This window comes from Baaleninema sp. (genome assembly GCF_049974805.1).
In the GTDB taxonomy this organism is placed as follows: Bacteria; Cyanobacteriota; Cyanobacteriia; order Cyanobacteriales; family Geitlerinemataceae; genus Baaleninema.
This window is the reverse complement of sequence record NZ_JBNGCO010000001.1, coordinates 20,746-35,133: the sequence shown is the minus strand read 5'-3', so window position 1 is coordinate 35,133 and position 14,388 is coordinate 20,746. Positions and strand designations below refer to the sequence as shown.

The 14,388-nt window shown below is 53.6% G+C and carries 8 protein-coding genes; 4 read left to right on the top strand and 4 right to left on the bottom strand.

Features of this window, described 5'->3' with window-relative positions:
* Positions 1–7: 7 nt before the first annotated feature.
* Positions 8–1,306: a radical SAM family heme chaperone HemW gene (hemW, locus tag ACP5D4_RS00125; RefSeq protein ID WP_428009578.1), complete on the bottom strand. Its 1,299-nt coding sequence runs from the start codon at positions 1,304–1,306 to the stop codon at positions 8–10.
* 326 nt (positions 1,307–1,632) lie between these two features.
* On the opposite strand from hemW, the gene ACP5D4_RS00120 reads away from it, so the two are divergent.
* The gene (locus ACP5D4_RS00120) at positions 1,633–2,715 is read left to right on the top strand and encodes a PIN/TRAM domain-containing protein (protein ID WP_428009577.1); all 1,083 of its coding nucleotides are present in this window, start codon (positions 1,633–1,635) and stop codon (positions 2,713–2,715) included.
* 105 nt (positions 2,716–2,820) lie between these two features.
* On the opposite strand, the gene ACP5D4_RS00115 is transcribed toward ACP5D4_RS00120, so the two are convergent.
* Entirely contained in the window at positions 2,821–7,020 is a 4,200-nt protein-coding gene (locus ACP5D4_RS00115; protein ID WP_428009576.1) for a response regulator, read from the bottom strand.
* Positions 7,021–7,188: 168 nt separating this feature from the next.
* On the opposite strand from ACP5D4_RS00115, the gene ACP5D4_RS00110 reads away from it, so the two are divergent.
* The 3 genes from ACP5D4_RS00110 to ACP5D4_RS00100 all read left to right on the top strand — a co-directional run bounded on the left by ACP5D4_RS00110 (position 7,189) and on the right by ACP5D4_RS00100 (position 11,477).
* Positions 7,189–8,331: a VWA domain-containing protein gene (locus ACP5D4_RS00110; RefSeq protein WP_428009575.1), complete on the top strand. Its 1,143-nt coding sequence runs from the start codon at positions 7,189–7,191 to the stop codon at positions 8,329–8,331.
* A gap of 993 nt (positions 8,332–9,324) precedes the next feature.
* Positions 9,325–10,455 (top strand): sensor histidine kinase, encoded by a 1,131-nt coding sequence (locus tag ACP5D4_RS00105; RefSeq protein WP_428009574.1) that lies wholly within the window; start codon positions 9,325–9,327, stop codon positions 10,453–10,455.
* An 80-nt stretch (positions 10,456–10,535) separates the two neighbouring features.
* Positions 10,536–11,477 (top strand): NAD-dependent epimerase/dehydratase family protein, encoded by a 942-nt coding sequence (locus ACP5D4_RS00100; protein ID WP_428009573.1) that lies wholly within the window; start codon positions 10,536–10,538, stop codon positions 11,475–11,477.
* Positions 11,478–11,570: 93 nt separating this feature from the next.
* Here ACP5D4_RS00100 and pdhA read toward each other — a convergent pair whose 3' ends face one another.
* A complete protein-coding gene (gene pdhA, locus ACP5D4_RS00095) occupies positions 11,571–12,605 on the bottom strand; it encodes a pyruvate dehydrogenase (acetyl-transferring) E1 component subunit alpha (RefSeq protein WP_428009572.1) in 1,035 nt (344 codons plus the stop codon).
* A gap of 614 nt (positions 12,606–13,219) precedes the next feature.
* Positions 13,220–14,215: a ketol-acid reductoisomerase gene (ilvC, locus tag ACP5D4_RS00090; RefSeq protein ID WP_428009571.1), complete on the bottom strand. Its 996-nt coding sequence runs from the start codon at positions 14,213–14,215 to the stop codon at positions 13,220–13,222.
* Positions 14,216–14,388 lie beyond the last annotated feature (173 nt).

Genomic DNA, 14,388 nt, shown 5'->3' with positions numbered 1-14,388 from the left:
AAAAACACTATGGCAATTCAGCAACAGATTCCAGTTTATCGAACAGCTTCGCTAAAATAACGTTTGAGAATAAAAACCCTTCGGGATCGGTGAGTCGAATTCGGCGGTGTTCCTTGTCGTTTGAGACATCTTCTGACGAATTCTCTGCGGTATAAACCTCCATCCAACCACAGTTTAAATACGGATCGATCGCCTGCCAAAACCGCTTTAACGTCTCCTCGGTGACGTTTCGCTGTAACTCGTCTATCGCCAGCCCCTCCGCCAAGCGAAACCGCAACATCAGCGTTTCCAAAATCAAATCGCTGTCGGAAACCCTTTCCCCCTCGATTTCACCGCCAGAATTGACGTATCGTTCCACCCAGTCAGCATAATCCTTGCGAGTGCGGGGACGGGCGAACCGCTGACCGCCGACATAACTCGTCGCCCCGAGTCCGAAACCGTAATAGGGTCGATCGAACCAATAAGTGAGATTGTGGCGACACTCGAACCCCGGTTTCGCGTAATTGCTAATTTCGTAACGACCGTATCCCGCCGCTGTCAATCGCTGCTGGGCGAGGCGGTAGAAATTGGCGGCGGTTTCGCTGTCGGGGAAGGGTTCGGCGTCCGGTTTGTAGAAGCGATCGAACACCGTCCCCGGTTCCAGAATCAAATCGTACAGCGATAAATGGGCTGGATTGAGTTTCAACGCTGCGTCGAGGGAGTCTTCCCACTGCTGGGGGGTTTGGTGGGGAAGTCCCGACATGAGGTCGAAACTGACGTTGGCGACACCTTCGGTATCTAACAGATTAAACGCAGCGTAAATATCGGCCACCGAGTGCGATCGCCCGCAATATTGAAGCAACTCGTCCTGAAACGCCTGGGCGCCAAAACTGACGCGAGTAATTCCCGCCTGGAGAAACCCGCGAAGTTTCGCGCGATCGAACGTACCGGGATCCATCTCGATGGAGATTTCCGCGTCGCCGACGATACCGAAGTGTCGATCGAGAGTCGTTAAAATGCGATCGAGCTGAGACACCGACAACAGAGACGGCGTTCCCCCGCCGAAAAACACCGTTTCCAGAGGTCGATCGCGCGGCGGCGTCGCTTGAATCTCCGCACAAAGACGCTTCACATAACTTTGAACCGTCAGAGAATTCTCACCGTGTTTGCGATCGCCGACGACCGAAATCGGAAAATCGCAATAAAAACAGCGTCGCCGACAAAACGGGACGTGAACGTAAGCCGAAACAGGCGGCGTCACAGCAATTTGACGCCAATTGTCCCCAGCCTTAACGGTATCGTAAACCGTTCTAGAAAAGTTCAACAAAAATCCAATCCCAAAACTCGATCGAGGATTTCAACCCAAAAAATCAACAACATTTGAGGAACGGTCGATCGTATCGTTGTAGTTTCCCCAAGACCGTCTCGCTCTCCAACACCAACCCTATCTCAGACAACTCGTCAAAGAACAGAGGCCCGAGACGAGTTCGGTTTTGCCCCCTAAAATCGAGGGCGATCGTCAGGGAGATCGACCATTATAATAAACCCATGTCAAATTTTTTTGAGAGCCAGAGAACCATTCTCCCTCTCAAACCCCCAACGTTTCCCCGAAACGTTTTCCGCTCCGATCGATTCGTCTAATCGGCTAGAACGATGCTCGACGCACTCATCATCATCTCATTCATCATAGCGGGAGCAGGCATCGGCTTCTACAGTATCGAACTGCTTCCGGGTAGTGCGATGCAGCAAGTCACCAACATTGACGGCTTGCGCTGGGTCGTAGCCAGCTTCACCGCAATTGTCGGCGGAATGATCGGCCTGTCGGTGCAAACCACCTACCGCCGCATCGAAGCCAACATTCGCGAAATGCCCCTCGAAGTCCTGCTAACCCGAGCGATCGGGTTAGTGGCAGGATTACTCGTAGCCAACCTCATGTTGGCGCCGGTCTTCCTGGTTCCCGTTCCCAAAGACTTTACCTTCATCAAACCCTTCCTCGCCGTCCTAGGAAGCGTCATGTTCGGATTTCTCGGCGTCACCCTCGCCGACACCCACGGCCGAGCGTTTTTGCGCTTGCTCAACCCCAACAGCGTCGAAACCCTGATGGTAGCCGAAGGAACGCTCACACCCGCCGCCACGAAAATCCTCGACACCAGTTGTATTATCGACGGCCGCATTCAAAACCTGCTGGATACCGGCTTTATCGAAGGTCAGTTTCTCGTCCCGCAGTTCATCCTCGAAGAACTGCAACAGGTGGCCGATGCGTCGAACGATCGCAAGCGGGTACGGGGACGCCGGGGTCTCGACATCCTCAACCAAATGAAAGAGGATTACCCCGATCGCATCGCCATCCACCCAGCGGACTACGACGAACCCATGACCGTCGATGCCAAACTGGTACGACTAGCGGCAGAAATCAACGGAACCCTGCTGACGAACGACTTCAACCTCAGCAAAGTCGCCACCCTGCAAAAAGTCCCCGTCCTCAACGTCAACGACCTCGCCCAAGCGGTGCGGTTGTCCTACCTTCCCGGCGACAGCTTCGAGGTAAAAATCCTCAAAACCGGGAAAGAACCCGCCCAAGGGGTGGGGTATCTCGAAGACGGGACGATGGTGGTCGTCGAAGACAGTTCCGACGCCATCGGCAGCGAAATGCGAGTCGTCGTCACCAGCGCCCTACAAACCTCCGCCGGACGCATGATTTTCGCCCGTCCCCACGCTTCCGTCGTGGCGTCGTGATCGGGAGATGATGGGATGATGGGATGATGAGGTAATGAGAATTTCCCCAAGTCTCCCCCTCTCCCCCTCTCCCAATCTCCCAATTTCCCAATTTCCCCCTCTAAATCACGATGCTTCCGTCACCTGAGATTCCCGTTCCAGGGCTTCGATGGTGCGTTGGTATTGAGATTGTAGGCGAGTCCAAAGAGACGGCGCATCCGCTAACTCCCCTTCCTTGCCAATGCGTTCGAGTTGCTTGGCAATGTCCGAGAGGGGCATCGCACCGAGGGCGGCGCTGGTAGATTTCATCGAGTGGGCGGCATCTCGCAAGAGTTCGGCATTGTCCGTTTGAATCGCCCTGTCGATGCGATCGAGCAATTTCGGGGCTTCCTCGAAATACAATTCGATCAACTCCTCCAACGCTTCGATTTCCCGTAAATCCTCCAACGTTTTCTCGTTCAACGGCGTGGCGTAAGCTTCCGGCTTAGGCGAAGGAGACGGCGACGTTAAGGACTCCGTACAGTTGCCCACAGAGGGACTCGGCCCGTTGCCGTTGGTCAATTCCGCCGCATCCAGATGGCTGGCCACCGGACAGCGACTCAGGGCGTCCACCAGTTCGTCTACGCGAATGGGTTTACTGATGTAATCGTCCATTCCCGCTTGAATGCACTCTTCGCGATCGCCCTGCATGGCGTTGGCCGTCACCGCAATCAAATAGGGCCGACGTTCGGACGACCATTTCCGACAAATACGCCGCGCCGACTCCAAACCGTCCATCACCGGCATCTGCACGTCCATCAACACCACATCGTAATGCTGGCGCTGGAGGGCATCGAGAACCTCCAACCCGTTGCTGACCACATCGGCACGATAGCCCATACGTCCCAGGGTTTGCGTAGCCACCTTCTGGTTGACCGCATTATCTTCCGCCACCAAAATCTTTAAGGGTAGACGTTCGGCTAAATGAACGTCCAGTTTCGGGGCTTCGGTATATTCCCGCAACACCGGCCGCCCCTGCAAAACGCTAACGAGTACATCGTAAAGTTGCGAGTGTTTGATGGGTTTGTTGAGGAACGCCGCCAAATCCACGTTGGCATCCTTCACGTCCGACCCCATCGAGGTCAGCATCACCAACGGCAGCGTTTTCCCTTTCTCCCGCTGGCGAATTTTCCGCGCCAGACTCAACCCGTCCAACTTGGGCATCTGCATATCCAGAATCGCCAAATCGAAGGGCGGTTCGGATTCCAACACCTCTAAGGCTGCATAACCGTCGGCGAGAGTGTGGGTGTCCATACCCCAACCGTGGGTTGCCACAGCGAGGATTTTACGGTTGGTCTCGTTATCGTCCACCACCAACAGCCGCTTGTCTCGCAGTTCCACTTCGGGAGCGAAGTTCTCGAAGGCGGCGGGGGCGGGGGCAGTGCGGGCAACCGTCGTAAAATAGAAAATCGAGCCGCGATCTTCAGCGCAGGTGGTAATCGCGAAGTCTTCTGGAGGATCTCCGGTACAAACCCCCATACTTTCGACCCACATCCGGCCGCCCATCATTTCTGCAAGGCGTTTGCTGATGGCGAGTCCGAGTCCGGTACCGCCGTACTGACGAGTGGTAGAGGAATCCACCTGAGTAAAGGAGCGGAACAGGCGGTGCATTCGATCGCAGGGAATGCCGATTCCGGTATCGCGCACGCAGAACTGAATCTCGTAGAGAGGAAGGTCGTCGTTTCCCTGACCGTTACAACGGGTACACTCGAGATCTCCCTCGAGGGCTTCGGCCGTCACCGAGATCACCACTTCCCCGGCGTCAGTAAACTTCACAGCGTTACTCAGCAGGTTCACCAAGACCTGCCGCACTCGGGTCACGTCGCCGCAAATGCTGACGGGGGTGTTCTCGTCCATGAGATAGGCCAGTTCCAAGCCTTTCCCAGATGCCTTCGAGGCCAGTAAGTCGAGGGATTGTTCGACGCAAGCCCGCAAATCAAACGGATGCTGTTCGAGTTCGAGCTTGCCGGATTCGATTTTAGAAAAGTCCAGAATATCGTTGATAATCGTCAGCAAGGCATCGCCGCTACTGCGAATGGTTTCGACAAAATCCCGCTGTTCTGGCGAGAGGGGCGTATCTAACAGCAAGCCAGTCATGCCGATGACGGCGTTCATGGGGGTGCGGATTTCGTGGCTCATGGTGGCCAGAAACTCGCTTTTGGCTTGGGTGGCGGCCAGGGCGCGATCGCGGGTGCGGGCTAGGTCGGCGGCGGTTTGTTGCCGTTCGATTTCTCCGCCAATCCACTGAGCCATGAGTTTGAGGATTTCACGATCGACCGGTTTGAAGGGGTCGCGTAAGGGAATCCGACTCGAAAAACTCAAGGTTCCGTAGACTTCTCCAGCCACCACCAGCGGCGTACCGATATAGGCTTGAATGCGGAACGGCCCGTATTTCGGCGGTACGTTCGTCCCGTACATGAGCAGAAACTCGAAGTACAGGGGGTCTTGGGCTTCGATGGTGCGATAGCAGTAGGTCTCTTCCAAATCCATCACATCCCCCGGTGCGATCGCGTTCTCGGGAGATTGGGCGACCACCACCTCGAATCGATCGTCTTCAATCCGAGACAAAATCCCGATTTCCATACCGAACCGCTGGCGTCCTAACTCCAACAATCCCTGCAACCGCTCCTCGAAATCGAGCTGGCGAGAGGAGGTGACTTTGTAAATGGCGCGAATGGAGGCTTCGCTTTCCCGCAGGTCTTCTTCGGCCAGTTTGCGTTCGGTAATGTCTCGGGAAACGGTGACCACTTCCCGCACTTCTTGGGTGTTGGGGTCGCAGACGGCGCGACTGGTGGTCTCGAACCAAACGTAATGGCCGTCTTTGTGGCGAATGCGGTAACTGATGGTGAGGGCTGCCGGAGACGAGAGCGCTTCCACTGTCGAAGAGAGGAAACTCTCTAAATCTTCTGGGTGAACGAGATCCCGCGCCTGTTTGTGGACGAGTTCTTCGGGTTTGTATCCCAACAAAACCTCGCAGGCGGGGGAGGCGTAGATAAAGGTTCCATCGGGACGCTGGCGGGCGATGAGATCGGTGGAGTTTTCCGCCATTAGGCGATAGCGTTCCTCGGTTTCCTGCCGTTCGGACTGCGATCGACCCAAGGCGTCGAGCATTTTGTTGATACTCTGGGCTAAGCTCGAAAGTTCGTCTTGACCGACCGGTTCGAGGCGCATCTCCAAATCGCCGCGATCGCCGACGCGACTCACACTCTCGGTGAGAGACGCTAAGGGCGACAGCACCAGTTTTTCCACTAACAGCAACGTCAAGCCGCTAAAGGCGAAGCCCACCCCGGAGAGGATGACGGTGAAGTATTTCAGGCTGGCTTGACCCTGTTGGTAAATGACGCGAGGGGAATCCACCCGCAATAACAGGGTGGGTTGGCCGTAGATGTCGTTGAGGAGGGTATATCCGGCAATTCGTTCCTTGGTGGAAAACGCCACATTGGTCGGCGGGAGGGGCGATCGCCAGAAGGAGGGTTCGGTGGTTTCCTGTCTCGAGTCCGGGGGAGGAGGGTCGGGGTTCGCCGTTAGGGGAACGATGGCGATCTCGTGGCTGTCGAGTTCCAAGTCTCCCGCCAGTTGGGTCGCGCTTTGGCAGATATTGACGCCGCGATCGATCGTCGCCAGGGCTTGTCGGGCGTCTTCGGGAAGCTCGGCATCGCTGACATCGTAAAGGTAGAGGGAGAGTTGGGTGCGGTGGCCGATTTTTTGGATTTCGGTGCGATCGAGATCTCGCGCGACCACGAGGCTGCCTCGAGAGGGGCCGGTGGCGCTACTGGTGACGATGGGACGGGAGACTACGGTCATCGCCCCCCGCTCGAGTTTGAGAATGCCGCTGACGCTATCTTGGGGATCGTCGTGGTGCAGAAGGGGACTGTCCGGTTGCAGGTGGCTCGTCAAGTCTTCCGGTAGGGGCGCAGCGGTTTGACGGCGGCGATCGAATCCTTTACTAAATCGAATCTTTCCCTCGCCATCGACGAAAACCATTACGTTAAGATTGAGATAAGAAAACGTCGAATCGACGAGGTTCGATCGCACGTACTCTCGATTGCCCGTTTTCATAAACTCATAGGTATCGTCCCACTCTGCATAGTCGCGGGCCATAGTGTTGGTACTGGCAATTTCCGAGGAGATCGCACCGAGGGCGTGGACAACATCTTGGCGAACGTATCGTTCTTCAAGGCGATCGAAGTCGCGCAGCAAAACGAACGAAGATGTGGCGTATAACATTAAATTGAGCGCCACCAACGCCGCACCGACGATGAGTAAGGTTTTTTTGCGTAATTTCATGCCGGAGTGGAAGAAGACGACCAGTCTGTAACAGAAACGAGATGCACCGATGGAACCAGAAAACTATCGCGTATCGAAGGATACCTACTGCCTAAATTGTATAGATTTACCGGGGACTCGTAACTCGCGCCCCACAACAATTAATACTTAATTCAAGCAATATTGCCCGTGATTTCCACTTCAGACTCCCAAGATCGGCGTCGTTGGCGGTTGGTTCTCGGCTCTGAGGCCGAGGAAGGGACAACCGACGACGGAATACTCGACCCTCGCGATAAGGCACTCGATCGCGCTTTATCAGCTTTGTACGACTCGGACCGTCGCGGGGGCTTAGGAAGTTCCTCTCCCAATATCGCTCGTTGGCTTGGTGACATCCGATCCTATTTTCCCAATTCTGTGGTGAAAATCCTGCAACAAGATGCGATCGAGCGTCTGGATTTGCGGCAAATGCTCCTCGAACCGGAGCTTCTGAACCAGGTAGAACCGGACGTGCGTTTGGTGGGGGACTTACTCGCCCTCAAAGATGCCATGCCCGTCGAAACTCGAGAAACTGCCCGTCAGGTGGTGCGTCAGGTGGTCGAAGACCTCAACCGCCGTCTGGCTGTAACCACCCGTCAAGCGGTCGTCGGAAGTCTCGATCGCGCCCGTCGCAACCGCCGACCCCGCTATCGAGAGATTAACTGGGATCGCACCATTCGCGCGAATTTGAAGCACTATCGACCGGAATACGGCACGATAATTCCCGAAACCCTCGTTGGATACGGTCGGAAACGGTCGTCTCTTCAGGATATCGTGCTGTGTCTCGACCAAAGCGGCTCGATGGCCACCTCGTTGGTGTACGCCAGCGTGTTTGGGGCGGTTTTGGCGTCCCTCTCGGCGGTCAACGTCCGTTTTGTGGCGTTCGATACGTCGGTGGTGGATTTGACAGCGGATCTCGGCGATCCGGTCGATCTGCTGTTTGGACTGCAACTCGGCGGCGGAACGGACATTCAACAGGCGTTGGCCTACTGTCAGAGCCAGATTCACCGCCCTCTCGATACGATTTTGGTGTTAATTAGCGATTTGTTTGAAGGGGGGAATGTTGAGGCTCTGTTCGATCGTATCGAAAATTTAGTGCGATCGGGGGTTCGGATGGTGACGCTTTTGGCGTTAAACGACGATGGCGCCCCCGATTTTTCTCATGGGAATGCCGAACGATTGACCGCTTTGGGCGTTCCCTGTTTTGCTTGTACGCCGGATTGGTTTCCGGAGTTGATGGCGGCGGCGATTCAGGGACGGGATTTGACGCAGTGGGCGGGGAAATATTTGGCTTAGCCTCAATTGGTGTTTTCACCCTCAGAGACACCGAGGATATCGAGAGGTTGGGGGTGGGTGAAAATAACAGCTAAATTTATGGCGATCGCATTGCTTTTAAAAACTCTTTTACGGCTTGGATTTACTCGAACGGACGCCGGAAATGCACCCGTCAATTAACGTCTATATCCGGCAAAAATAGACTGCGATCGACCTCCTGTATGGCTCTCTATTCTCCAGCGTAAAACGCCAATCGATCGCGCCGTCAAATCCATACTTTTGGTATGACAAAACCTTGATAAATTGCCAATCGATTGTCATGTATTATCGACGCCGCCGCTCGTTAAATTAATTGCGATCGCAAAATACCCTGAAGCGGAATATCCATTTCTTACCCATAGCGTTCTAAAATTCGATCGAGAATCGTTTTAAGTAAATCCTGTTCGGAAGATGGTATAAAAAATGGTCTAAAAAATTAGAGCGTTTCGTCAATAAAGAACAAGCGCAATCCGGGATCGTCCCCTGAAATCTCGAGGATTCCTGGGTATTCGGAGTTTGAGGCGATCGGCGGATTTTATACCCAGTCCGACCCTACCCAGATTTTATATTTAAATTAACAAATGACACCGTAATCTCAGAAGAACCGGATTCCTTCCGACTGCTGCCAAAAAATACCGGATAAAATTACCCGCCGTTCGATTGCAGTTTCGGTTGATTTTAAATAATTTTAAATTAATTGTAAAATAATTAATTGTAAAATCCTTTTCGTCGCAAAACTACCCGTCAAAACAATATCTAATTATCAATTCATGAATATAACTCATTAAACCCAGAAAAAGCTAGGGTTTAGGGGGATCTGATAGAAGGATAATTTAACCAATCTTATCAAAGCTCGACAATTTTTATAAAAATCACATAAAATGTATTCAAAATATATCTAAAAATTAATCTTCAAACCCTGAAAATCTCCCGGTCTTCCGTGCCTCTGTTACGAACCCTCCAAAACTCTCCAAAATGGTGAAATTCAACGTCAGACGAGGCTTATTTCTCTCCCATCTCCTCGTGATGCTCGTCGGCTTAGGGAGCTTTATCCTGATTAGCAAAATCTACTCCCCGCGCCAATTCCTCCTACAAATCGAACGCATGGAACACACCGAATTTTTCAGCGTGCGTTCAGTAAAAACCTATCTCGTCAAAGGCTTTGAAATCGCCTGGAACCGCAGCACCTTTTGGTCGGTCATCACGGGGGCTTCCGCCGCCGGAATCCTCAGCTATTGGCTCTCCAAACGTATCACCCAACCCCTACGGCGAATGCGACAAATCACCCAGAAATTTGCCGCAGGCGAATTTGACGAACGGATGCCCAAAAGCGAAATTCCCGAATTCAACCAACTCAGCCTCAGTTTCAACCGCATGGCGGACAGCATCATCGATATCGAACAGCGTCGCCGCACCCTCATTAGCGACATGACGCACGAACTGCGAACGCCGCTGACGGTAATGCGGGGCTATCTGGAGGAACTGGCGGACGGACGCCTCAATCCCACCCCAGAAACCTATTACAAACTCGCCAAGGAAACCCGACGCCTGGAACGGCTAGTCAACGATTTACAAGAACTCTCGAAAGCCGAGGCGGGGTATCTCACCATCGACGCCAAACCGATGCCGTTACAGCCGTTGTTAGTGTCTTTGGTCGATCGCCTCTCAGAACAACTCCCCGAAGAGTTGAGTTTGTATTTGGACTGTCCCGAGGATTTACCGGAGGTTCGGGCCGATCGCGATCGCACCGAACAAATCCTCGTCAACCTACTCGGAAACGCCGTTCGCTACTCCGACGAGGGTAAAATCGGCTTGCGGGCGCAGGCGGTCGGTTCCACCGTCTGGGTGGAAGTCAGCGACAGGGGAATCGGCATCGCCGAGGAAGACTTACCCTACGTCTTCGATCGATTTTGGCGGGCCGAACAGTCGCGAAACCGCTATTCCGGAGGAACGGGAATCGGTTTAGCAATTACCCGGCGACTGGTGGAACTGCAAGGGGGACGCATCGAAGTCGAAAGCGAACTCGGACGGGGGAGTGTCTTTCGCTTTTCCCTTCCCGTCGCCCGTTCTCAACGGCGTTTTCTCCGGACGGCGGACGAGTTTTGATACGATCGCTCAAGTAACGTCGATGCAAACGTCTACAACAGGCTCGATCGTATTCATCGAAAAAACTCAACGGGTATCAGATGCGAATTTTAGTCATGGGTGGAACCCGCTTTATCGGGGTTTACCTCACGAAGCAATTAGTCGAAGCCGGCCATGAGGTGGTTTTGTTCAACCGAGGGAACAAAAGCGCCCCCGTCGAGGGGGTCTCGGAAATTCACGGCGATCGAACGGACCCCGAACAGTTGCGCGAAAAGCTTTCTGGCGAGTCCTTCGACGCCATTTTCGACAACAACGGCCGCAAACTCGGCGACACGCAACCGTTAGCGGATTTGTTTAAAGACAAAATCCAACATTTTATCTACGTCAGTTCGGCGGGGGTTTACCTCAAATCCGATCGAATGCCCCACCGAGAAGGGGACGCCCTCGATCCTGAAAGTCGCCATCGCGGGAAATTCGAGACGGAAGAGTATTTAGCCAAACAGGGGGTTCCCTTTACCTCGATTCGTCCGACGTACATTTACGGGCCGCTGAACTACAATCCTTTAGAAGCCTGGTTTTTCGATCGCATCGTCCGCGATCGACCGATTCCCATTCCCGACAGCGGAATGCAAATCACCCAGTTGGGTCATTGCGGCGATTTAGCCAAAGCGATGGTGGCGGTGTTGGGGAACGAAACCGCCATCGGTCAGATTTATAACGTCTCGGGCGATCGATACATCACCTTCGACGGCTTAGCCAGGGCTTGTGCGGTGGCGGCGGGGAAATCGGCCGATTCCCTAGAACTGGTGCATTACGACCCCAAACAGTTCGATTTCGGCAAACGCAAGGCGTTCCCCTTGCGATCGCAACATTTCTTCTGCGACATTCGCAAAGCCCAAGACGAGTTGAACTGGACGCCAGCATTCGACCTGATTTCCGGGTTGAAAGATTCCTTCCAAACCGACTATCTCGCCAACGGACGAGATAAAGCCGAGGTGGATTTCTCCACCGACGACGAAATTCTCGCCGCCCTGTCGCGGTAGATCGATCGACCCACAACGACAGATCCCCCCCCAAAACAACCCCGATATCTCAGCGATACCGGGGTTTTCCTGTCATCTTTCCCAGCAACAACCTTACTCGTCTTCAGCGAAGACAAAGCGACGCAGTTCGCTGGCGTCAGGTTCGGGGCTAGATTCGGCGAATTCCACCGCGTCGTCGATGACCCCTTGAATTTTCTTCTGAATGTCCTTGAGTTCCTCCGCACTGGCGAGGTTTTCTTCCGTCAGATAGGTTTCAAACCGATGAATCGGGTCGCGAGAGAACCAGATTTCTTTTTCTTCTTTCGATCGCAGTTCGTCCGGGTCAGCCAGAGAGTGGCCTCGGAAGCGATAGGTCAACGCCTCGATGAGGGTGGGGCCTTCCCCGGACCGCGCACGATCGACCGCCTCTTGCGCCGCCGAGCGCACCGCCATCACGTCCATACCGTCCACTTCCACCCCAGCCATGTTGAAGACACTGGCTTTCTTGTAGATTTCCGGTTGCGAGGTGGCTCGTTCGTGAGCCATCCCGATGGCCCATTTATTGTTTTCGACGACGAAAATAATCGGTAACTTCCACAACGCCGCCATATTCAGGGTCTCGAAAAACTGACCGTTATTGCTGGCACCGTCGCCGAAGAAGCAAGCCACCACTTGGTCGGCGGAGTCGTCCCCCATCACTTCCTTGCGATAGCGCACTTGGAACGCCGCCCCCATCGCCACGGGAATACCTTCGGCGACAAACGCATAACCGCCGAGGAGTCGGTGGGGTTCCGAGAACATATGCATCGACCCCCCGCGCCCTTTACTGCATCCGGTGGATTTTCCGAACAGTTCCGCCATCACTTCCCGGGCGGGAACGCCGCAACTGAGGGCGTGAACGTGGTCGCGGTAGGTGCTGCAAACGTAATCTTCGCCGGGGCGCATGGCTTGGATGACGCCGGAGGATACGGCTTCTTGACCGTTGTAGAGGTGAACGAAGCCGAACATTTTACCGCGATAGTACATTTCGGCGCACTTGTCCTCGAAGAAGCGCCCTAAAACCATGTCTTCGTAGACTCGCAGCCCTTCTTCCCGGCTGATTTCAGCCGTATTGCTGTAGGACGTGGGGATTGTGCGTTCTGTGACCATTAGTTTCGACGTTGCAAACTTTTGACTTAATAAATATAGGATACGGGAGACGGGGCGGGGTGCGTATCGAACTTTCTCAAATCTGGATTGAGACAGGAGTTCGGCACTTGTCGCCCAAGAAACCCGATTTCTCCTTCTGACCCTGACGCTGAAATCACAGAATTCTGTAAAGAAACCGGGTTTCTGCGTAGGGATTGAGAACTCAGATTTTCTGGGATTTCCCCGATTTATGACGTTCTGCATCGATATCGAACGCGATGGCTGCATCTCAATAATTTAAATTCATCGCAGACAAGCTGACGGACTCGAGCGAGCGGCTGTTGGGTTCCACGGAGGTTTATACAACCTACCCAGAGCTTCATGTTTTTACAAAATTCAGATGCACCCAAACGCGATCGATCGCACTGTTGGAAATCCCTCTCTTCCTGGTTCTCTGTAAAAAACCCCGATATCTTCTAGATACCGGGGGACTTGCGGTTGGTAAGTCACCACTTACCAAAACTCAAAAATAAGCCGAAAAAAACCGAGATAGATTATACAAAAAAACTGTTTTTTAAGCAGTTTTTTTAACTACAAAATTCTCGATTTTTTACAGCAAAACAGTCTATTTCGACTTATTTTTTCTTCAGCCAAGAGAACATCGCCCGCAAGTCTTTCCCGACTTCTTCGATGGGATGTTCGGCTTCTTGGCGGCGCATGGCGGTAAAGCCAGGTTTGCCCGCTTGGTTTTCTAACACGAATTCCCGCGCGAACTGACCGGATTGGATTTCGCCGAGAATTTGTTTCATGGCTTCTTTGGTTTCGGCGGTGACGACGCGAGGTCCGCGAGTGTAATCGCCGTATTCAGCGGTGTTGGAAATGCTGTCGCGCATGGTTGCCAAACCGCCTTCTACCACTAAGTCAACGATGAGTTTGACTTCGTGCAAGCATTCAAAATACGCCAGTTCCGGTTGGTATCCGGCTTCGACGAGGGTTTCAAATCCGGCTTTGATTAAGGCACTCAAACCGCCGCAGAGAACCGCTTGTTCGCCAAACAGGTCGGTTTCGGTTTCTTCGCGGAAGCTGGTTTCGAGGATTCCGGCGCGGGTTCCGCCGATGCCTTTGGCGTAAGCCATGGCGCGATCGCGGGCTTGTCCGGAGGCATCCTGATACACGGCGAACAGACAGGGAACCCCTTCCCCTTGTTCGTAGGTACGACGCACTAAGTGACCGGGGCCTTTGGGGGCGATCATCACCACGTCCACGTTTTCGGGGGGAACCACTTGTCCGAAGTGGATGTTAAACCCGTGGGCGAACGCCAGAATATCGCCGTCTTTGAGGTTGGGGGCGATTTCTTGGGTGTAAACGGATTTTTGCACTTCGTCGGGCAGCAGAATCATAATCATGTCGGCTTTTTCTGCTGCTTCGGCGACACTGTACACCGTCAGTCCCGCTTCTTTTGCTTTCGGGGCGGACTTACTACCTGGATACAGCCCGACAATGACGTTGATGCCGCTATCTTTTAAGTTCAGGGCGTGGGCGTGACCTTGCGACCCGTATCCGATAATGGCGACGGTTTTACTGGATAACAGGTCGAGATTGGCATCTTCGTCATAGTACATACGAGCCATGGGGACTTCTCCTTGGAAAAACTCGGTGGGTGGACGGACTACAGCGGTTTCTGCGGTATTTCCAGTTTGTGGGTGACTGGGCTGGAAACAGAAAACGCTGATAAAACACAAATTTTGATTCTATCAAATTCTGGGGCTGTATATCCGTTCTCGATCGAGGCAGTTTGGGAAAC